This window comes from Thermopolyspora sp. NPDC052614 (assembly GCF_040678635.1).
Lineage (GTDB): Bacteria > Actinomycetota > Actinomycetes > Streptosporangiales > Streptosporangiaceae > Thermopolyspora.
This window is the reverse complement of sequence record NZ_JBFATZ010000001.1, coordinates 370,129-391,294: the sequence shown is the minus strand read 5'-3', so window position 1 is coordinate 391,294 and position 21,166 is coordinate 370,129. Positions and strand designations below refer to the sequence as shown.

14 protein-coding genes and 1 other RNA gene are annotated in these 21,166 nt (G+C 71.6%); 7 read left to right on the top strand and 8 right to left on the bottom strand.

The annotated features are described in order from the left end of the window. Window positions 1-473: 473 nt before the first annotated feature. From rnpB to AB0K60_RS01590, 7 genes are all read right to left on the bottom strand, one after another. Window positions 474-872, bottom strand: an RNA gene (gene rnpB / locus AB0K60_RS01620) — RNase P RNA component class A. 267 nt (window positions 873-1,139) lie between these two features. Then, a complete protein-coding gene (locus tag AB0K60_RS01615) occupies window positions 1,140-1,418 on the bottom strand; it encodes a hypothetical protein (protein ID WP_364047390.1) in 279 nt (92 codons plus the stop codon). Between the two features lie 105 nt (window positions 1,419-1,523). Beyond that, complete coding sequence (locus AB0K60_RS01610) at window positions 1,524-2,045, bottom strand: S1 RNA-binding domain-containing protein (protein WP_364047388.1); 522 nt, start codon at window positions 2,043-2,045, stop codon at window positions 1,524-1,526. A gap of 227 nt (window positions 2,046-2,272) precedes the next feature. Further along, window positions 2,273-7,900 (bottom strand): biotin carboxylase N-terminal domain-containing protein, encoded by a 5,628-nt coding sequence (locus tag AB0K60_RS01605; RefSeq protein ID WP_364047386.1) that lies wholly within the window; start codon window positions 7,898-7,900, stop codon window positions 2,273-2,275. A gap of 343 nt (window positions 7,901-8,243) precedes the next feature. Then, window positions 8,244-9,695, bottom strand: a complete 1,452-nt coding sequence (locus AB0K60_RS01600) for a bifunctional RNase H/acid phosphatase (RefSeq protein WP_364047384.1) — start codon at window positions 9,693-9,695, stop codon at window positions 8,244-8,246. Continuing rightward, entirely contained in the window at window positions 9,695-10,435 is a 741-nt protein-coding gene (locus AB0K60_RS01595; protein WP_364047382.1) for a C4-type zinc ribbon domain-containing protein, read from the bottom strand. The genes AB0K60_RS01600 and AB0K60_RS01595 overlap by 1 nt, the downstream gene beginning before the upstream one ends. Window positions 10,436-10,483: 48 nt before the next feature. Next, window positions 10,484-11,347 (bottom strand): Nif3-like dinuclear metal center hexameric protein, encoded by an 864-nt coding sequence (locus AB0K60_RS01590; RefSeq protein ID WP_364047380.1) that lies wholly within the window; start codon window positions 11,345-11,347, stop codon window positions 10,484-10,486. A 201-nt stretch (window positions 11,348-11,548) separates the two neighbouring features. Between AB0K60_RS01590 and AB0K60_RS01585 the strand changes: the two genes are divergently transcribed. Together AB0K60_RS01585 and AB0K60_RS01580 are read left to right on the top strand one after the other, a co-directional pair. After that, the gene (locus AB0K60_RS01585; protein ID WP_364047378.1) at window positions 11,549-12,592 is read left to right on the top strand and encodes a membrane dipeptidase; all 1,044 of its coding nucleotides are present in this window, start codon (window positions 11,549-11,551) and stop codon (window positions 12,590-12,592) included. A 76-nt stretch (window positions 12,593-12,668) separates the two neighbouring features. Beyond that, complete coding sequence (locus tag AB0K60_RS01580; RefSeq protein WP_364047376.1) at window positions 12,669-14,165, top strand: ATP-binding protein; 1,497 nt, start codon at window positions 12,669-12,671, stop codon at window positions 14,163-14,165. A gap of 128 nt (window positions 14,166-14,293) precedes the next feature. Here the strand turns inward: AB0K60_RS01580 and AB0K60_RS01575 are convergent, their stop codons facing one another. Continuing rightward, window positions 14,294-15,229 (bottom strand): DMT family transporter, encoded by a 936-nt coding sequence (locus AB0K60_RS01575; protein WP_364047374.1) that lies wholly within the window; start codon window positions 15,227-15,229, stop codon window positions 14,294-14,296. A 492-nt stretch (window positions 15,230-15,721) separates the two neighbouring features. On the opposite strand from AB0K60_RS01575, the gene AB0K60_RS01570 reads away from it, so the two are divergent. The 5 genes from AB0K60_RS01570 to AB0K60_RS01550 all read left to right on the top strand — a co-directional run bounded on the left by AB0K60_RS01570 (window position 15,722) and on the right by AB0K60_RS01550 (window position 21,153). Continuing rightward, window positions 15,722-16,738 carry a LacI family DNA-binding transcriptional regulator gene (locus AB0K60_RS01570; protein WP_364047372.1) on the top strand — a complete coding sequence of 339 codons (1,017 nt, stop codon included), beginning with the start codon at window positions 15,722-15,724 and terminating at the stop codon, window positions 16,736-16,738. A gap of 204 nt (window positions 16,739-16,942) precedes the next feature. Further along, window positions 16,943-18,052, top strand: a complete 1,110-nt coding sequence (locus tag AB0K60_RS01565; RefSeq protein WP_364047370.1) for a LacI family DNA-binding transcriptional regulator — start codon at window positions 16,943-16,945, stop codon at window positions 18,050-18,052. Then, the gene (locus AB0K60_RS01560) at window positions 18,049-19,311 is read left to right on the top strand and encodes a sugar ABC transporter substrate-binding protein (protein ID WP_364047368.1); all 1,263 of its coding nucleotides are present in this window, start codon (window positions 18,049-18,051) and stop codon (window positions 19,309-19,311) included. The genes AB0K60_RS01565 and AB0K60_RS01560 overlap by 4 nt, the downstream gene beginning before the upstream one ends. 1 nt (window position 19,312) lies before the next feature. Further along, complete coding sequence (locus AB0K60_RS01555; protein WP_364047367.1) at window positions 19,313-20,281, top strand: sugar ABC transporter permease; 969 nt, start codon at window positions 19,313-19,315, stop codon at window positions 20,279-20,281. Further along, on the top strand, window positions 20,278-21,153 hold the full coding sequence (locus AB0K60_RS01550) for a carbohydrate ABC transporter permease (protein WP_364047365.1): 876 nt from the start codon (window positions 20,278-20,280) through the stop codon (window positions 21,151-21,153). Before AB0K60_RS01555 ends, AB0K60_RS01550 begins: the two co-directional genes overlap by 4 nt. Window positions 21,154-21,166: the final 13 nt, after the last annotated feature.

Below are 21,166 nucleotides of genomic sequence, written 5' to 3'. Positions count from 1 at the left end.
GTCAACTCTCGACGCGCAGGTCATCCCTGATGACCGCGGAAGAAGCATTTATCGATCATGGAAAGCTAGGGCTCAGTACGGCTGGCACGTGGGCCTTGAGTGTGCAGGACGTTTCCGACGCTGGGCTACGCGCTGTTGACGACCCGGCACTCCCCGATTCACCCAGAGCGCATGCTTATGTCGATTTCCGCAGCATTTCCACGAAACAGGCGAAACGGATTGCCACAGTTCTTAGCGCAGCCGCGAGGAATCGTGGTCGGATACATCCCCCCGAGGGATAGAGATCGTGCATCAGGCAGAGCGATGAGAAATGTGACGCTCGCCCATTGATCACCACTCGCGTCCTTTGCGACCGAACCGGTTGGGGGTCAACCAGGTCGAGGGCGTGAGCGTCGTCAAAGGCGCGCACGTGCCCTGATTGCGCCCTGATCATGGACGACGCCAGGCTTGTGCCTGGTCAGGCGGGGATGTGGCGGACGAGTCGGCCTGTAGGCCGGGTTCTGTGGATCCGCTGGTGCGGAACCGGCGGCCATCCATCTAGGGCCGTCGTTGCCGGCGGCCTCAAGCGGTCTACCCGCGCGGCTCGGGCGGGCCGCCCTCGAACGTCGCGCGCGGGACCCCTGGGGGTCCCTTCTTGACCTTGCTCCGGGTGGGGTTTACCTAGCCGCCCGCGTCACCGCGGGCGCTGGTGGTCTCTTACACCACCCTTTCACCCTCACCCCCGGTCCAGGGACCGGGGGCGGTCTGCTTTCTGTGGCACTTTCCCGCGGGTCACCCCGGGTCGGTGTTACCGACCACCCTGCCCTGTGGAGCCCGGACCTTCCTCGGCGGGACCTCGGGTGAGGTCCCGACGCGGCCGCCCGGCCGGCTCGTCCGCCGTCACTCCAGCCTATCCGGTTTCGCGTGATCTTTCGTCAGGGTGGCGATCACCGGGCGGAGGCGCCTGCCACCTCGCCGCCGAGCCTTCGCCCCTGGCATCGCGAATCGCCGGCGGGTCACGCCGGCCACGGAAGTGACACCGTCTGTCAACGGACACGCCGTTTTCCATGGCCGCTAGCACCGTCACACACCGTTCGAACGCTCATCGCCGCGCCGGGCCGTCCCCATGGACGGGAGGCGGGGCACCCGGGGCTTCATTGTCAGGAGACATCCTTGATCTCCAAATCGTTGCAGGATTGGAGAGCCTTGGCCACCACCGGGTCTGTCTTGTCCAATTTCAGTGGCTTGTCCAGCGGCGGCAGATCCTTCACACCATGCTGGTCCAGACATTTCCCGTACGCGGTGTCCCGGTAGGTGAACCGCCGTTCTTTCGACAGCAGGTGTGTCGGCTTGGCCAGAGGGGAGTCGCTGATCTCTTTCACGGAGATGATGCGCTCCCGCTTCGGTTCCTCGCCGGCGCACCCGCCCGCGAGCAGCACTCCTACCTGCCGTGGCGCCCGACGAGTGCGGGCAGCCGCGGCCCCGGCAACGAGCGCCGGGTGGCGATTTTTCGAGGTTCGAGCACATGACCGCCGGGTCGCCGACTATGGATTGAGCAGCCCGACCCTGCGTTTGCCGTAATTGATGGTGGCGATTCGCACGGAGACCTCGTCCCCGACCTCGGGCATCCGGTCGCGGTCACCGGTCCCACCCCTTGTCAATTCGGACGTGGGAAGCAGCCCCTCTACGCCTTCCCCGACTCTCACGAAGACACCGATCGGGGTCACCTTGCTCACTTGGCCCCGGACCGTGTTGTCAAGCTGCGTGCGGGCGAAGTCCTTGAACGGATCAGGCTGCAGGCTCTTGAGCGACAGCCAAATCTGAGCGCGGGCCAGGTCTATATCAAGAACCGTGACGGTGACCTCCTGTCCGACACGTACGATGTCAGCAGGGTGATCTATATGGCCCCAGGACAACTGCGGGACGGTTATCAGACCTTCCACCATTCCGAGATCGACGAACGCGCCGAAATTCTCCACGTGGAAGATTCGCCCCCTGACCACCTGCCCGACCTCCAGGCCGGTCAGGAAGTCTCTCTTGGCGTCCGCATCCGGCTCTTCGTTCACGATGTTCCTTGTTCCCACTCTTCCTGCGGAAGCCAAAATGGGCGCCCGGTTCGATTCACAGTCGTCAGGACGCAGTGTCGTGATCAAAGGCGCCGGCCATGGCGGAACGGCGGCCGTCCGGGACGTGGCGTGGATTCCGAGCGCCGCGGCGGACCCCCCGAGTCCGCCGCGGCAGGCACTCGCCCCATGAGGCCGACCGTCGTCCGGGCGCAGGGGGCGAGGTCATGTCATCGGGTGGCCATGCCGCGGTCGATGGCCTCGATGATGCGGGGGCGCAGTTCGGCGGCGCGGATGATGGCGTCCACCGAGCCGACCTCGACGGCGCGCTGGATGTTGTGGACGCGGTCGAACTCGGCGGCGACCTCGCCCAGTTTTTCGGCGCGTACGGCGGAGCGGACCTCGGCCAGGCGGGCGTTGAGGGCGGCGCGTTCGGCGCCGTCGGCGGCGGAGATGCGGGTTTGCAGGTCGGTGACGCGGGGGTCGGTGGCGGTGCGGTGGTTGACCTCGCCGGAGAAGACGACGGCGGCGGCGGGGGCGCCGCCGAGGACCGAGGCGAAGGAGCCTTCCAGGGCGAGGACGGTCATGTTTGGGTTGAGGGCCTTGGAGAAGACGACGAAGGCGCCGCCGTGGTAGCGGGAGATGACGCAGAAGACGATCGGGCCGTCGAAGTTGACGATCGCGCGGCCGATCTCGGCGCCGTACTCGAGTTGCAGTTTGCGCATGGACTCTGGGGAGCCGTCGAAGCCGGACAGGTTGGCCAGGACGACCAGGGGGCGGTTGCCGGAGGCGGCGTTGATGGCGCGGGCGGTCTTCTTGGAGGAGGCGGGGAAGAGGGTGCCCGCCGTGTAGGTGTCGGGGCCGTCGGTGGGCGGGAAGCCGCGGCGGGGCACCGAGCGGGACTCGATGCCGATGAGGCAGACGGGCCAGCCGCCGATGTGCACGTCCTGGACGGCGGCGGTCTCCGCGTCGGCCATGCCCGCCCAGCGTTCCAGCGCCGGGTGGTCCTGGTCGGACACGGCGCGCATGACCGTGCGGATGTCGAACGGCTTCTTGCGGTCGGGGTTGTGCTCGGCGGAGAAGATCTCGCCGACGGTGGTGAAGTCGCTGCCCGCGAGCGCGTGCGGGAACGAGGAGATGTCGCGGTCGAACGGGTCGGCGGTGTGGGCGCGGCGCGGCGTGGTCTCGCCGGGGGCGATGTAGGTGTGGTCGTAGTGCGCCATCAGCACGTCGCGGGCGGCCTGCAGGGTGGGGGCCCAGTACTGCGCCTGGCCGTTGGGGCCCATGACGCGGTCGTAGCCGCCGATGCCGAAGTTGTCCTCGGCGGACACGCCGCCGGAGAAGTCCAGCGACTGCTTGCCGGTGAGCACCATCGCCGAGTCCGGCGTCATCACCAGGATGCCCTTGGTGTGCATGAGCATCGTCGCCTCGGCGTTCCAGTACGGCTGCGCCCCCACGGTGATTCCGGCGACCACGACGTTGATCTCGCCGCCGGCCTGCGTGAACTCGACGATGCGCTTGAGGGCGGCGGCGACCCAGTCCATGTTCTCGGTGCCCGAGGTCATCGAGATCCGCGCGCCCGCCGACAGGGCGAACCACTCCAGCGGGACGCGCATCCGCTCGGCGAGGTCGAGGGCGGCGATCACCCGGGAGCACTCCGGCTCCGACAGCGCGCCCAGGGACTTGGTCGGGTCGCCGAGTAGGACGACGCGGGTGACGCCCTCGGGGTATCGCTCGGTCGGCGTCGTGACCACGCCCGCCACGATCGCGGCGGTGTTCCGCCCCTTCGGCCGGTCGACCGGCACGAGCGCGCCGTGCTCGTCGAGGTCGTGCTCGATGAAGTCGCCGAGCATGCCCGTCAGCTCGTACGGGTAGACGTTGCCGCGCCGGGCCGCGCGCAGCACCTTCTGGCGGTAGTCGTCGAGGGGCCGCACCGGTTCCGTCGAGGGGCGCTCGACGTGCAGGCGTACGCCGTGGCCCGTGTCGAGGGTGATGCGGACGGCGACCTCGCGCAGTTCGCCGGCGGCGTTGCGCTGGCGGGCCACGCACAGGACCTCCTCCAGCCCCGCGCCCACGGCGGTGGGGGCGATGCGCTGGGCCAGCGCGTTCAGCTCGTCGTAGGAGATCTCGGTGGCCGGCCAGACGTACAGGATGATCCGGTTGGTGTCGAAGCGCTTGTTCTGGGGGCGTTGCGCCTGGATGTTGCGGATCGCGTCGAGGCCCGCGGTGATCGCGTCCTCCACGGCGGGCAGCGCGATCAGTCGGCCGTCGGTCTCGCGCAGCGGGGTCAGGTCGCGGACCTGGCCCATCGCGATGAGCCGCTCGTCGGCGGGGTTGCTCTTCGCGACCGCCTTGAACAGGTAGATCTCCTCGTCGGCGGAGGGCAGGCGGGTGAGGTCGAACTCGCGCCACCGGTGCAGTTGCAGGCGGCGTGCGATCTGCGGGTGCAGTCCGCGGATCAGCCGGTCCTCGGCGAAGCCCGCCCCGTCGGGTCGGAAGGTGAAGTCGGGTCGGAAGGTGAAGTCGGGTCGGAAGGTGAAGTCGGGTCGGAAGGTGAAGTGGTGGTGCATCACCGCGCCCTTGGTGCCGGCGACGATGATGGTGATCCGGCTCAGGGCCGCCGGGAGGGTGTGCCCGGCGAGCAGGCCCTTCAGCCGTACGGCCATGGCGTCGACGTCGGGCTGGTCCTCCCAGGTGACGTAGAGGTCCGCGACGAGCTCGTGGGCGGGGGCCTCGGCGGGCGCGGCGGCGTCCGGCCCGTCCGGCCCGTCCGGGCGGTCCGACAGGGCGGCCTCGGTGAGGGCGGCGATGGCGTCCGGCCCGGCGGCATCCGGGCCGTCCGGCAGGGCGGCCTCCGTGAGGGCGGCGATGGCGTCCGGCAGGGCGGCGATGTCGACGGCGGTGGCCAGTACGCGGGTCAGGCCGTCGGAGCCGGCGCGCTCGGCCATGATGAACCGGCAGCCGCCGGTCTCGCGGACGGCGACCTCCGACAGGCCGCGGTTGCCGTAGTAGCGGCGGGTCAGCACCTCAAGGAGCGGCGCGTGGTCGCGTCCCGGGCGGCCGATGCGCTGGCCGATGAGCCGGACCAGCGGCTCGGCGCAGGCCACCATGGCCTGGATGCGCTCGGCGCGGTCCGGCACCTGCGGGTTCTGGTCCAGGTAGCGCAGGTGGGCGCGCACGGCCGCGTACACGTTGGCGCGGTTGCGGCGCAGCAGCGGCTGGGCGAACCAGCGGAACACCACGCCGCGCGCCAGGTCCGACACCGTGGGGAAGCGCACCTGCGTGGCCTCGATCAGGTGCTCCAGGGTGAGCCCGGCGCGCTCGCCGAGCGGCTCCAGCGGCGGCGCGCCCGCGATCCACCGGCGCAGCAGCTCGGACACGATCGCGACGTCGGCGCTCATCCGCTGCTGCGCCAGGAAGATGCGGAAGACCGCGGCCTCCAGCTCCGGCGTACGGTCGAAACCGGTGACGCCGTAGTGGGCCAGGGCCTTGGCGAGCCGGGCCCGGAAGCTCTCGGGGAGGCCGGCGCGCTCCACGTCGAGGCTGCGCAGGTAGCCGTGGAAGAGCTCGCGCGGGCTGTGCACCGGGTTGTCGGGCTCGGCGGCGAGGGCGTCGTCGGGCTTGTTGCGGGTCAGCTCGCACAGGTCCGCGAACGCGGTGAGCAGGTCCGGCTCGCCTTCGAGCACCTCCCCGCCGAGCTCGGCGCGTGCGTCGAGGAAGTCGGAAAGCACCCGCTTTTGGTCGTACGGGTCGGCGTCGAAGCCGAGCAGGAGGCTGCGCAGGTCCTGCAGGCCGCGCTCGGCGCGTTCGGCCGCGGACGGCGCGGGGGGCTCGGGGGGCAGGTCGATCTCGACGACGCCCGCGTCCTCACCCTGGGTCTCGCCGCCGAGCGGCTCCAGGCGCATCAGCGGCGCGCCGGTCTCCACCTGCCCGCCCACCGACACCGGGCATTCGCGGACGCGGGCGCGGAACGGCGCGCGCAGCACCGTCTCCATCTTCATGCTCTCCAGCACCAGGATCGGCGCGCCCGCCTCGACCTCGTCGCCCACGGCCACGGGCGTGGCCACGACCAGCGCGGGGGCCGGGGAGCGGACGACGCCGCCCTCGTCGCGGCTGATCCGGTGGGTGACGCCGTCGACCTCGACCAGGTGGATCGGCCCGTGCACGGCCGACACCAGGCGGAACCTGCGGCCGTTCACCACGATCCGGCCGCTGTGCGCGTCGAACCGGTCGAGCTCGACGTCCGCCGGGTGTACGGCTCCGCCGCCCGAGATGCCGACGCGGAACCGCCGGTGCCCGATCCTGGCCACGGTCACCCGGTAGCCGACGCCGCGCAGCTTGAGGTCGAGCGGGCGGCCCGGGTCGTGCCGCACCTGGGGGCGTCCGCCGTACGCGGTGGACAGCAGCCTGCGCCTGCTGAGCTCCTCCTCCTCGCGGTAGGCCTCGATCGCGGCGGCGGCGAGGGCGATCGCGGAGTGCCGGTGGCTGACCAGGCGGCCCTGGGCGCGGACGCGGTCGATCCAGCCGGTGTCGGCGGTGGCGTCGATGACCTCGGGCTGGTCGAGCAGGGTGAGGACGAAGCCCTTGTTGGTCGCGCCGCCCTCGATGATCACCGTGGTGTCGGCGAGGGCGCGGCGCAGCCGACCGAGCGCCTGCTCGCGGTCCCGCCCCCAGGCGATGATCTTGGCGATCATCGAGTCGAAGTCGGCCGGGATGGTGTCGCCCTCGGCGACGCCGGTGTCCACGCGGACGCCGGGGCCGGTGGGCAGCACCAAGCGGGCGACGCGGCCGGGGGACGGCGCGAAGTCGCGGTCGGGGTCCTCGGCGTTGAGCCGGGCCTCCACGGCGTGGCCGGTCTCGACCGGGCGCTCGCCCTCCAGCCTGCCCCCGGCGGCCACGTGCAGCTGCAGCCGTACCAGATCGACGCCGGTGGTGAGCTCGGTGATCGGGTGCTCGACCTGCAGCCGGGTGTTGACCTCAAGGAAGGCGAACAGCCGCTCGGCGGGGTGGTAGAGGAACTCGACGGTGCAGGCGCCGCGGTACCCGACCGCCACGGCCAGCCGCTCGGCCGACGTTTTCAGCTCGGCGGCCTGCTCGTCCGACAGCACCGGGGACGCGGACTCCTCGATGATCTTCTGGTTGCGCCGCTGCACCGAGCAGTCGCGGACGCCCAGCGCCCACGCGGTGCCCTGACCGTCCGCGATCACCTGCACCTCGACGTGCCGCGCGCCGGTGACCAGGCGTTCGAGGAACACCACGCCGGAGCCGAACGCGCGCTGCGCCTCCTGACGGGTGCGCTCGTAGACGGCGGCCAGCTCCTCGCGCGAGGAGATCATGCGGATGCCGCGCCCGCCGCCGCCCGCGCTCGCCTTGAGCATCAGCGGGTAGCCGACCTCGTCGCCCGCGCGCAGCGCCTCCTCCAGCGTGGCGACCTCGCCGCGGCTCCACGGCGCGACCGGGACGCCGACCTCCTCGGCGATCAGCTTGGCGCCGATCTTGTCGCCGAGCCGGCGCATCGCCTCCGCGCTCGGCCCGACGAACGTGACGCCGATCTTCTCGCACAGCTCGGCGAACGCCGGGTCCTCGGCGACGAACCCCCAGCCCACCCACGCGGCGTCCGCGCCGGTCTCGGTGAGGGCGCGCTCCAGCACGGCGTGGTCGAGGTACGGCCGGGCCGACGCGGGACCCAGCGGATAAACGATGTCGGCCTCACGGACGAAGCTCGCGTCGCGATCCGCGTCGGTGTAGAGGGCGACCGTCTCGATCCTCGCCCCCGTCTCCCCCGAAAGGTCCCGGACGGCGTGGATGAGCCGCATCGCGGCCTCTCCTCGGTTGACGATGGCGACACGACTGAACACCGATCGAATCTCCCCAGTTAGCTGTTGGCACGCGCGACAAGCGACGTCGATGGCGACGTTGATTCCGCGGCGTCGCATCCACCTGATCTCTACCCTGATCGATCGCCGCCGGGGACGGCAATGTCGGCATCACGCGTGGCCGGGCCGCCTGGTTGTAGGGCATCCACAAAAGGCGCATCGCGGCCCGGCCGCGCGACGGCGTCCGGGAGCGGTCGCGGGGCGCGGTCGCCGACGCCCGCCGAACCGGCGGCGGCCCGCGTCTCGGGACATGTTTCCGCAGGTCCACGCGCCGCCGGCGGCCCGCAGGGGGCGAGACCCTGGCGGCCGTCGACGGGTGGGGCGATCAGCGGAGGTGGGAGGTGTCGTTGACGGATCGCACCACTGCGGGGCCGTCGGCGTAGTAGTCGACCGTGGACAGGCAGGCGATGTCGAGGTGCATGCGGTAGAGGGCCGCGGGCGGGGCCAGGAGCGCCAGACGCAGGATGGTCTTGATCGGGGTGACGTGGGAGACCGTCAGGATCGTCCTGCCGGGGTACTTGGCGATCAGGCGACTGACGGCGGCTTCGACCCGCTCGGCGGTCTGCTGGAAGCTCTCGCCGCCGGGGGGCGCGACCGACGGGTCGGCCAGCCAGGCGGTGAGGTGGTCGGGCCACCGGCGCTGGATCTCGGCGAAGGTGTGGCCCTCCCAGGAGCCGAAGTCGGTCTCGCGCAGGCCCTCCTCGACGACGACCTCCCGGCCGGTCCGGGCGGCGACGGCCTCGGCGGTCTGCAGGGCGCGCTTCAGCGGCGAGGTGACGATGACGTCGATCCGGTACGGCTCGCGCGACAGCCGTACGGCGGCGGCCTCGGCCTGGGCGACGCCCTTCGCGGTGAGAACCGGATCGCCGGTGCCGGAGAAGCGCTTGTCGACCGAGAGCGGCGTCTCGCCGTGCCGCAGGAGCAGCAGGCTCGTGGCGGTCCTGGTCGGACGGGGCATCCAGCCGGTGCCCGACCCCGGGCGTGTGGCGGTCGCCATGCCGCTGGGAGCGACACCCGTGGAAGCGGCGCCAGTGGAAGCGGAGTCCGCCGTCGTCCCCGCCACGCCCCGCCCGGCATGGGCCTCCCCGCCACGACCGGTGCCCTTGCTCGGCTCGGCGACATCCCGTCCACGACCGGTGGCGGCGTCCGGCCCACGACCGGCGGCCGTGCCCGACCCACGACCCCCGGCGTCCGGCCGACTAACGGCACGGCGTGCCCCGGAAGGTCCCTCCGTAGGCGCCCCGGTGGCTCCGGGCTCGTCGGCGAAGCCGGTGGGAGTACCCCGCAAATCCCTGACGGCCGCCTCCGGGCCCGAAGGTGACGGCTGGGCGGGGTTGCGTGCCTGCCAGGTTTCGCCGCGGGCGGCCGCGTCCATCGCCTCGTTGGCGAGGCGGTCGGCGTGGGCGTTCTCGGCGCGGGGCACCCAGCGCCAGGTTACGCGGTGGCGGCGGGCGAGGGCGGCGGCCTGGGTGGCGAGGGGGCGGATGTTCTCGTGCTTGACCTTCCAGCGCCCGGCCATCTGCTCGATGACGAGCTTGGAGTCCATGCGCACCTCGACCGTCGCGCCGTCGCCGGCGATCTCGGTCAGCGCGGTCAGCCCGGCGATGAGCCCTCGGTACTCGGCGACGTTGTTGGTGGCGGTGCCGATCGCCTCGGCGGCCTCGGCGAGGACGCCGCCGGCAGCGTCCTTGACGACCGCGCCGTACCCGGCCGGGCCGGGGTTGCCCCGGGCGCCGCCGTCGGCCTCGATGACGTACCGGCTCGCCGGGCGGGACATCACAGGCCGGACTCCGGCGTGCGGACGAGGATGCGGCGGCACTCCTCGCAGCGCACCACCTCGTCGGGGGCGGCGGCGCGGATGGCGTTGAGGTCGGCGATCGACAGGCTCACCTTGCAGCCCTGGCAGCGGCCGTGCTGCAGCATGGCCGCGCCGACGTCGTACTGCTCGCGCAGCTTCTCGTACAGGCCGAGCAGATCGGCGGGGATGTCCGCGGCGACGCCCGCCCGCTTGCCCCGCACCTCCGCCAGCTCCTTGTCGATCTCGGCGAGGGCGGCGTCGCGGCGCTCGGCGATCGCGGCGACGGCGGCGGCGAGGGAGTCGCGCTCGGCGGCGAGCTTGGTCACCTGGGCGTCGGCGGCCTCGCGCCGCTCCATGATCTCCAGGACGACCTCCTCCAGGTCGTCCTGCCGCCGCTTGAGGGAGGCGATCTCGGACTGGAGGTTGGCGAGGTCCTTGGGCGAGGAGACCTGGCCGGAGTCGAGGCGCTTCTGGTCGCGGTCGGCGCGGGCGCGCACCGATTCGACGTCGCTCTCGGCCTTGGCCTGCTCCCGGGCGAGGTCACCCGCCTCCGTCTCGGCGGCGATCACCTGGGTGGCGAGCCGGGCGAGCCGGGCGCTCGTCTCCTCGTGTTCGGCCAGCTCCGGCAGGGTGCGGCGGCGGTGGGTCAGCCGGTGGATGACGGTGTCCAGCTCGGCCAGGTCGAGCAGGCGCTTCTGTGCTTCCGGTGCCGCTTTCACTACTGGACCATCCCCATATGCGACATGTACGGCGTGGCGGTGCGACGGCTACCGCAGCGGGTCCAGCCCACTGGGTCCCTGTGCGACGGCCGTCCACGCGTCGGTGACCTTATCCGAGACGCGCGTCTCTACCGTAGTGCCCTTCGTGCCCAGCTTGGACGTCAGCCGATGCGCCGCGTCCGCCAGCCACGGCCACTCGGTCGCCCAGTGCGCCGCGTCGATCAGCGCGGGGCCGTCGCCGTTCGCGGCGGCCTCCATGAACTCGCTCGCCGGGTGGTGCCGCAGATCGGCGGTGAGGAACACGTCCACCCGGGCCGCCAGGGCCGTACCGAGCAGCGAGTCCCCCGCGCCGCCGCAGACGGCGATCGTCCGCACCATGCGGCCGGGGTCGCCCGCCACCCGCAGCGGCCCGGCCGTCGGCGGCAGGCCCTTGGCGGCCAGCTCGGCGAACTCGCGCAGCGGCATGCGCTCGGGCAGCTCGCCGATGCGGCCCAGGCCCCGCCGGTTGTCGCCGGGCAGCGGCTGCAGCGGACGCAGCGGCCCGATTAGGCCCACCGCCCAGGCCAGCGCGTCGGAGACGCCGGGGTCGGCGACGTCGGCGTTGGTGTGCGCGGTGAACAGGGCGATGTCGTTCTTGATCAGCCGGTGCACGACGCGGCCCTTGAACGTGGTGGCCGCCACGCTGGTGGTGCCGCGCAGGTAGAGGGGATGGTGGGCGACGATCAGATCCGCGCCCCACTCGACCGCCTCGTCCACGACCGCCGCCACCGGATCCACGGCGAACAGGACGCGCCGCACCACCTGCGCCGGGTCGCCGCACACCAGCCCCACCGCGTCCCAGGACTCGGCCAGGGCGGGGTCGTACATGGATTCGAGCTCCGCCGTCACTACGGCAAGGGTTGATCCGGCCACCAGCGCAGACTATCGCTCGGAGGGTTCTCTCCCCGTCAACCGTCTTCCCGGATCGATAAATCTCGTCCACGACCCCCGGCCAACCTCAAACGCGTTCCAAGTCCTCCTCACAACAGCCTGAGCTGACGACCCGCTGGTGAGGACACGGCCGAACCGTGCTCCGGCCGCGTGAGACGCCGGGCACGCGGTAGCGTGGCGCGCATGGTGGATGATCTGCACGTCGAGGCCGTCGTGGCCGACACGCACAACGACCTGCTGATGACGGTATCGGCGCGGCCTCCGGCGCAGTGGGCGTCCTTCTTCGCGGAGCGGTGGCTGCCGCAGCTGCGCGAGGGGGGCGTGGACCTGCAGGTGCTGCCGGTCTTCATCGACGACGAGTTCCGGCCGGAGGGGGCGCTGCGGCAGACGCTGCGCATGATCGAGTGCGCCCACGTGATCGCCGAGGGCAACGCCCAGGATGTACGGCTGTGCCTGGACGGCGACCAGATCGACGAGACGCTGGCGAGCGGCCGGATCGCGCTCGTGCTCGCGCTGGAGAGCATGCCGGGCGTCGATGCCGACGTGGAGCTGATCTCGACGCTGTTCCGGCTGGGCGTGCGGGTGGGCTCGATCGCGCACTGGGGCCGCACTCCGCTCGCCGACGGCAGCGGCGAGGACGCCACCGGCAGCCGGCTCACCGCCGCCGGCGAGGAGGCCGTGCGGCTCATGGAACGGCTCGGCATGATCTTCGACGTGTCGCACCTGGGCGCCTCGGGGGTCGCGCACGTGCTGGAGATCGCCACCCGGCCGGTCATGGCCACCCACTCCTCGGCCCGCGCGCTGCGCGACCACCACCGCAACCTCACCGACGACCAGTTGCGCGCGATCGCCGCGACCGGCGGGGTGATCTGCGTGAACTTCCTCGCGGGCTTCCTCACCGAGGACACCGGCCGCATCGCCCTCGACCACCTGCTCGACCACATCGAGCACATCGCCTCGGTGGCCGGCATCGACCACGTGGGCCTCGGGCCGGACTTCATCCACGAGGTGTACAGCGAGCTGACCCCGCCGTGGTGCGAGGACCCGGGCACCATGGCCGGCTTCGACGTGATGGCGGCGATCCCCGGCCTGACCGGGCCGCGCGGACTCCCCCAGGTGACCCGGGGCCTGCTCGACCGCGGCATGGACAAGCAGGACGTCGTCAAGGTGCTCGGCGGCAACGTGGCCCGCCTGTTCCACGCCGAACTGGGACGCCCTGGTTTGTGATCACGCGTTTCGTGAAACGCCTCTAATGCACGACATCCCCCGGTTGTGATCATGGTCGTACCTGGGGGATGCCGTCATGGTGGACAAGTGGCGGGGCTGGTCGTTGCGAACCCGCCTGACCGTGCTCGACGCCGCCGCGGTCGCGGTCACCGCGCTGATCATGCTGGCCATCACGCTCGGGGTGCTCGCCATGCGCATCCACAACCACATGACCGAGGACGTGGAGGGGGCGGCGCGCCGGGTGCAGGAGAGCATCCAGGCGGGCTTCCTGGGGCGGCCGGTGCCGTCCGGGCTCGTCGAGCTCATCCAGGTGCTGGACCAGCGGGGCCGGGTGATCTCCTCCAGCTCCTACCTCGTCGGCCACCCGCCGATGGCCTCCTTCCTGCCGTCGGCCCCGGGCGAGTCCGAGCACCGGCGGCTGTGCGACCTCCCGGTCGCGCCGGGCCGCTGCCTGCGCGTCCTCGCCCGGTACGTCGACGCGCCGCCCCGGGTCACGATGCCGGACGGCAGTACGCTGCCGGGCGGGCGGTGGCTGATCTACGTCGCGCTCCCGGCGCGCTCCCTCGTCGACCCCTTCACGGCGGTGCTCGCCGGGGCGGCGCTGGTGATGGTCGCGCTCAACGCCTTCCTCACGTACCGGGTGATCGGCCGGACGCTGGCCCCGGTCCGGCGGATCAGCGCCGAGCTGGCCGAGATCACGGCCACGGACCTGGGCCGCCGGGTGACCGTCCCGCCGTCGCACGGCGAGATCGAGGAACTGGGCTCCACCGTCAACCAGACCCTCGACCTGTTGGAGGGGCTGGTGGAGCAGCAGCGCCGGTTCGCCTCCGACGCCTCGCACGACCTGCGCAGCCCGCTCACCGCGATCCGCGCCCAGGTGGAGGAGGCCCGGCTCGCCCCGGAGGACACCGACTGGCCGGCCGTCACCACGGCGATCCTCGCGGGCGTGGACCGGCTGCAGGCCATCATCGACGATCTGCTCATGATCGCCCGGCTCGACGCCGGCGCCCGGCAGGCCCGCGACCTGGTCGATCTCGCCGCGCTCGTGCGCGCCGAGCTGGAGCGCCGCCCGCGCACGCCGGAGGTGCGCGAGCGCCTGGAGCCCGGCGTGGTGGTGATCGGCGACATGCTCCGGCTGGCGCGGGTGCTCGCCAACCTGCTCGACAACGCCGAGCGGCACGCCCGCTCGGCCATCACGATCATCGTACGGCGGGAATCGGGGACGGCCGTACTCGAGGTGATCGACGACGGCACGGGCATCCCGCCCAAGGACCGCGAGGTGGTGTTCCAGCGGTTCGCCCGGCTGGACGCGGCGCGGAGCAGGGACGCGGGCGGCACCGGGCTTGGCCTGCCCATCGCCCGCCAGATCGCCGAGGCGCACAACGGCACGCTGACCATCGAGGACGGCCCGATCGAGGACGGCCCGATCGAGGACGGCCCGATCGAGGACGGCCCGATCGAGGACGGCCCGATCGAGGACGGCCCGATCGAGGACGGCCGGGTGGGAGCCAGGTTCGTGCTGCGGCTCCCGCTGCCGGAGGTCGGCGATCCGGCAGAGGGTCGATCTCGGTGAGTTGCTCGGCGGCGAGCAGCCCGCCACCGACTCGTCGTCGTCCGCCTCGCCCCAGCCGATCGCCTGGCCCTTCGGCGTGTACAGCGTGCCGCCGACGGCCCAGGTGCCTCGCGGGGGAAGCGCTGATGTCACGTCCTGCCGGTAGGGGGGTACGCGGTTCTGGGCGCGGCCTTGCCCCTTGGCGGGGGCTCCAGATCGAATCCCGTGGGGAGGACGAGCAGCACGGCCACCGCGATCAGGCCGCCGCCGAGGAAGACGCGCCAGGTGAGCGGGTCGCCGTACAGGACGACGGCGAAGCCGGTGACCCACAGCGGCTGGGCGGCGAGGATGACGGCGGCGGGCACCGGGCGTACGTGCTGCTGGCCGAAGGAGCGGGCCAGGAAGCCGAGGGCGCAGGCGATCAGGGCCAGGTGCAGCAGCAGGCCCCAGTCGGCTGCGGTGCCGGGCAGCGTGATGCCGCCGGGCAGCGCCATCACGCCGGTGATCACGGCGATGGTGCCGAGCTGGATGACCGCCACGGCGTACGCGTCGCGGCGGCGGGTGCCGAGCACGAGGGTGTGCACCGCGTACATGACGGCGGCCATGAGCGTCAGCAGCAGGGCGGGCAGCGAGATCTCCTCGCCCTCGGCCTCGCGCAGCAGGGTGAACACGACCAGCGCGGCGAGCGCGAGACCGGCGGCGAGCCACACTCGCAGGCCGATCCGCGCGTGCAGAAAGATCACCCCGAGCAGCGGGGTGATCACCACGTAGGAGCCGACCGCGAAGCCGGAGACCGCGCTCGGCAGCTCGTGCAACGCGACGGCCTGGGCGGTCTGGCCCGAGCCGAACAGCAGGCCGGCCAGGACGCCGGTGAGCCAGGTGCGCTCGGACAGCCCGGTCAGACAGCGGGGCCGGACCATGATCAGGGCGAGCGTCGCGATGGCGTAGCGCTCGGCGAGCAGGTCGGCGACCGGCATGCGGATGATCAGATCCTTCATCAGCGGAAACGCCGACCCCCAGGCGGCACTGACGAAGAGGAGGAGAACGACCCCGAGGATGGGGCGGGGGGCAGGTAGCGCTGCCATATCCGAAGGGTCGCATTCACGAACAGCGACCGGCCGCTGACGAAGCGCGAGCGGGGTGGTCCTCTACCACCGGGGATGACAACAGGCCCCGTCCAGGTTGGCTCCGGCCACTCCCCGGATCCGCCGTAGTGCGTGATTTTCGTACAGGACAGCGGGGTTGATGGGCTTGTGCGGTCCCGCGCGCTCCAAGACGGGACCGCACAAGCCTGATGCCCGGCCCCGTCCGGCCGGGCGTCCGCCGCCCCGGCGAGCCCTGGGCAGGAGGGCTCAGCGAGGCGAAGCCTCGACAAACGGGACGTCGAAACTTTCGTTAACATCCCGAATGTTTTCGTGACCTGGAGGCTACGCAAACCCGGTCGCGTCGTCAATAGGGATCTCACCATTGCCTGAATGACATCGATGACACGCGGTCAACCGATGGAGGGTCGGCGGCGGGGCGATGACGGGGGGCAGCGCGCCGGCCTGCCGAAACTTTCGGATACACTCTTGGCCATGCAGTCGAAAAGGCGAGTGACCATCGCGCTGATCGCCGAGGAGGCCGGGGTGTCGATCCCGACGGTGTCCAAGGTGATCAACGGCAGGCCCGAGGTGGCGCCCGATACCCGGCAGCGCGTCGAGCGTCTGTTGCACAAGCACGGATACCAGCGGCGCACCGGGCAGGGCGACGGGCCGGTCGGGTTGATCGACCTGGTCTTCGCCGAGATCGAGAGCCCGTGGGCGATGGAGCTGGTACGGGGGGCCGAGGAGGCCGCCCACGAGGCCGACGCCAACGTGGTCATCTCGGTCCTGCACACCAAGGCCGGGCCGGGGCGCGACTGGGTGGACCGGATCGCGGCTCGCCGTACGGACGGGGTGATCATCATAGGGTCGCGGCTGTCGGCCCGGCAGAGTGGGCAGCTCACCGCCCGATCCATCCCCTTCGTCACCGTGGACCCCGAGGGCGAGCCCGCGCCGGGCGTGCCCTCGGTCGGCGCCACCAACTGGAACGGCGGGCTGTCGGCCACCCGCCACCTGCTTGAGCTCGGCCACCGGAGGGTTGGCATGATCGGCGGGCCCGCCGACATGCTGTGCAGCCGGGCCCGCATCGACGGGTACAAGGCCGCGCTCGACACCGCGGGCATCCCCGTGGACCCCGAGCTCATCCGGTACGGCGACTTCCTGGTCCACTCCGGACACGATTACGGGCACGCGCTGCTCGACCTCGACGACCCGCCGACCGCCATCTTCGCCGGGAGCGACCTGCAGGCCTTCGGCGTGTTCGAGGCCGCCCGGCAGCGCGGCCTGCGGGTGCCGGACGATTTGAGCGTGGTCGGCTTCGACGACCTGCCGCTCGCCCAGTCGGCCTGGCCGCCGCTGACCACCGTGCGCCAGCCCCTGCAGGAGATGGCCGCCCTCGCCACCCGCATGGTGCTCACCATCGGCCGCGGCGGCACCCCGGAGCCGTCCCGCGTCGAGCTCGCCACCGACCTCATGATCCGCGAGAGCACGGCGCCGCCCAAGTCCTCCTGACGCCGCACGCAGACCGCCGGCCCGCGAACACGCCGCGAGGCATCGCCGTCGCGCAGCACCGCGCCGCAAGCCGACGGCTCGTCGGCGGAGGGCATGAGGCCGGGCTTCGTTTCCGAAAGTTTCGGAAGGACCGTTCCGGGCAACGGCTCACATTCTCAAAATCGAGGTGTTGATGTAAGCGCTTACATGTGTCAGCGTGGCGGCATGAAAGCGCTTACACCTGGTCAAGGGGTGACGATCTATCACGTCGCCGAGCGGGCGGGCGTGTCGATCGCCACCGTCTCCCGGGTGCTGCGCGGGAACGTGCCGGTGTCGGCGGAGACCGCCCGGCGGGTCCGGGAGGCGATCGCCGAGCTGCGGTACACGCCGAGCCGGCTCGGGCGAGGGCTCGCCGAGCGGCAGCACGCGGCCAACGGGATCGTCTTCCCCGAGCTGTCGGGGCCGTACTACGCCGAGGTGGTGCTCGGGTACGAGTCGGTCGTGGCCGAGCTCGGGCGCTCGGTGCTGATCTTGTCCAGTCACGGCCGCAGCGACGCGCCCGGCATGGTACGCGAGCTGGCCGGGCGGGTGGACGGTCTCGTGCTCTGCACCCGGACCGTGGACGACGAGGTCATCGTGGAGATCGCCGCCTCGGGCGTACCGGTCGTGCTGATCGCTCGTACCCCTGTCGTCGCCCGCGCCGGGTCGGCGAGCCGGACAGGGGCGATGACCCCGGCAGGAGCGGAAGACCCCGCAGCGACGGCGGACCCGGCAGAGGCGGACCCGGCAGAGGCGGACCCGGCGGGGGTGGCGGACCCGGCACGGTTGATAGACACGATCAACGCCGAGAACCGGGCGAGCGCCCGTGACCTCGCCCGGCACCTGCTCGGCCACGGGTACCGGCGCTTCCTGTTCCTGGGCGACACAACGGCGTCGTTCGACTTCGCCGAGCGCTGGATGGGCGTACGCGAGGTGCTCGGCGACGTGCCGCGCGTGCCGTGCGCCTTCGACGAGGAGGGCGGGCGGGCCGCGGCCGACGTGGTGCGGGCCCACGCGCCCGACGCCGTCATCTGCGGCAACGACGAGATCGCGCTCGGGCTGGCCGAGGCCACCGGGGGCAGCGTGCCGATCACCGGCTGGGACGACGTGATGGCCGCGCGCTACGCCGGTCTCACCACCGTGCGCCAGCCCATGCGGGAGCTCGGCGCCCGCGCGGCGCGGCTGCTCGACGAACGCATCACCGGCGCGCGCTCGCGGCCGCGCCACGAGGTACTACCCACGCGGCTCGTCATCCGTTCGAGCTGCGGCCCGCATCCCGAGGAGGGCTCACGATGAGACGTGCGAGGACCGTGACGGCGACGCTGGCCGTACTGGCGTTGGCCGGATCGCTGGCCGCCTGCGGGCGGGACGGCGGCGAGCGGGGGCAGGAGCGGGCCGGGCAGGTGAGCGCCGGGCCCGCCACCGGGACGATCACCGTCTGGGCGATGGGCACCGAGGGCGAGAAGCTCCCGGCGCTCGCCAAGGACTTCGAGGCGGCGAACCCGGGCGTGAAGGTGAACGTGACCGCGGTGCCGTGGGACGGCGCGCACGACAAGATCGCATCGGCGATCGCCGGGCGGGCCACGCCGGACGTGGGCATGATCGGCAGCACGTGGATGGGCGAGTTCGCCAAGACCGGGGCCCTCGACCCCACACCCACGAATTTCGACAAGTCCGCGTATTTCCCCGGGGCGTGGGACTCCACCGTCGTGGACGGCACCTCGTACGGCGTGCCCTGGTACGTCGAAACCCGCCTGCTGTACTACCGCACCGACCTGGCCGAGAAGGCCGGGGTGCGGGAGCCCGCGAACTGGGCGGAGCTCAAGGCGTTCGTCAAGGCGCTGCAGGAGAAGGGCGGCGCGAAGTACGGCATCACCCTCATGCCGCCGGGCGGGACCGGCGCGTGGCAGACGTTCCTGCCGTTCGCCTGGCAGCAGGGCGCCTCGCTCACCGGCTCCGGCGGCGCGTTCACGCTGGACACCCCGCAGATGACCAAGGCCATGGACTACTTCACCTCCTTCTTCCGCGAGGGCCTTTCGGCTCCGGCGCTGCAGCCCGGCGAAATGGAGAACGGGTTCATCGACGGCCGGATCGGCGCGTTCTTCTCCGGTCCATGGCACATCGGGGTGCTGCGCGAGCAGTCCAAGGGCGAGATCGACGGCAAGTTCGCGGTGGCGCGGATGCCGAAGGAAATCGCCGGGACGTCGTTCGTCGGCGGCGGCAACCTCGCGGTGTTCAAGGAGAGCGCGAACCGGGACTCGGCGTGGAAGTTCGTGGAGTACCTGACCCGGCCCGAGGTGCAGGCCAAGTGGTACACGACGACCAACGACCTGCCGTCGGTGCGCAGCGCGTGGAACGGCATCGACGACCCGATGCTGAAGGTCTTCGGCGACCAGCTCGGCGACGCCAAGTCGCCTCCGGCGATCCCCACCTGGGAGCAGGTCGCCTCGGTGATCGACGACCAGTTGGAGAAGGCGACCGCGGGCGGGGCCGACACCGCGGCGGTGCTCAAGGAGATGCAGCAGAAGGCCGCCGGCATCGGCACCGGGGCGTGAGATGACGCGGACGGACGTGCGGCCCCCGCCGGCGCGGCCCCCGGGGACCCCTGCGACCCCGGCGACCCCGGCGGCGGTACGGCGGGGGCCGGGCGTGCGCACCCGGCGAGGGCTGGCCGCGTGGGGGTTCGCCCTGCCGTTCCTGGCGCTGTTCGCGGTGTTCATGGTGGGGCCGGTGCTGGCCTCGCTGGGCATGAGCCTCACCGACATCCGCGTGTCCGACGTACGCGACCCGCTGGGGGTCGAGCTCATCGGGCTGTCGAACTACGCCCGGCTGCTGCAGGACGACGTGTTCCTCCATGCCGCGCTGAACACGCTGATCTTCGTCGCGATCGGGGTGCCGCTGACGATCGTGTGCGGGCTCGCCGTCGCGGTGCTGCTCAACCGGGGCGTGGACCGGCTGCGCACGTTCTTCCGCGCCGGGTTCTACCTGCCGGTCGTCACCAGCATCGTGGCGGTGGCCGTGGTGTGGCGGCTGTTCCTGCAGCCGGAGACCGGGCCGGTCAACGCGCTGCTGCGGCTGGCCGGGGTGGAGGGGCCGCGCTGGCTCACCGATCCGGCCTGGGCGCTGCCGTCGCTGATCGTCATGGCGACCTGGCGGAACATGGGCTACCTGATGGTGATCTTCCTCGCCGGGCTGCAGGCGATCCCCCGCGAGCTGTACGAGGCGGCCGAGGTGGACGGCGCGGGGGCGTGGGCCAGGTTCCGGCGGATCACGCTGCCGATGCTGCGGCCCACCATGCTGTTCTGCGCGGTGATCACCGGTATCGGATACCTGCAGTTCTTCGAGGAGCCGCTGGTGATGACGCGGGGCGGGCCGCTCAACTCGACGTTGTCGGTGTCGTACTACATCTACAACCAGTTCGGCTTCGGCAACTACGGCTACGCGACCGCGATGAGCTATGTGCTGTTCGTCGCCATCGTGGTGCTCACCGTAGTGCAGTTCCGGCTGCTGAGGCCCCGGACATGAGCGCGACCGTGAGCCCGAACGTGAGCCCGAACATGAGGGCGCGGGAGGCCCGGCAGACGGGCGTACGCGCCTGGGCGGTCTACGGCGCGCTGGGGATCGCGCTCGCGGTGGTGGTGAGCCCGCTGGCGTGGATGCTGCTGGGATCGGTGAAGTCCGACGCGGAGATCCGGCGCATCCCGCCGACGTGGCTGCCCGAGCAGGTGACCCTGGAGAACTACGAGGAGCTGTTCACGCGGCTGGACTTCCCGCAGTACTTCGCCAACTCGGTGCTCGTGACCGGCACGATCACGCTCGGGAACCTGCTGTTCTGCTCGATGCTCGGCTACGCCCTCGCCAAGATCGACTTCGCGGGGCGGCGGGCGCTGTTCGCGCTCGTCGTCGGCACGCTCATGGTGCCCGGGATGGTGACCTTCATCCCGCTGTTCGTACTGATCAGCAACCTGGGGCTGGTGGACTCCTACGCCGGGATGATCCTGCCCTACCTCGCCGGGCCGTTCGGGGTGTTCCTCATGCGGCAGTTCATCTCCGGCCTGCCCGACGAGGTGTTCGACGCGGCGCGCGTGGACGGCGCGGGCGAGGCCCGCATCTTCGCGCGCATCGCGCTGCCGCTGTCCCGGCCCGCGCTGGCGACGCTGGCCATCCTCACCTTCCTCGCCCAGTGGAACAGCTTCCTGTGGCCGCTGGTCGTCGCGCAGACCGAGTCGCGGTACACGCTGCCGGTCGCGCTCGCGCTCTACTCCATCGGCCAGAACCAGATCCGATACGGCCTGCTGCTCGCGGGGGCCGTGATCGTCGTGATCCCGGTGATGGTCGTATTCCTCGCCCTGCAGCGGTTCTTCGTCCAGGGCATCGCCATGACCGGCCTCAAATGACCCGACCGCCCGA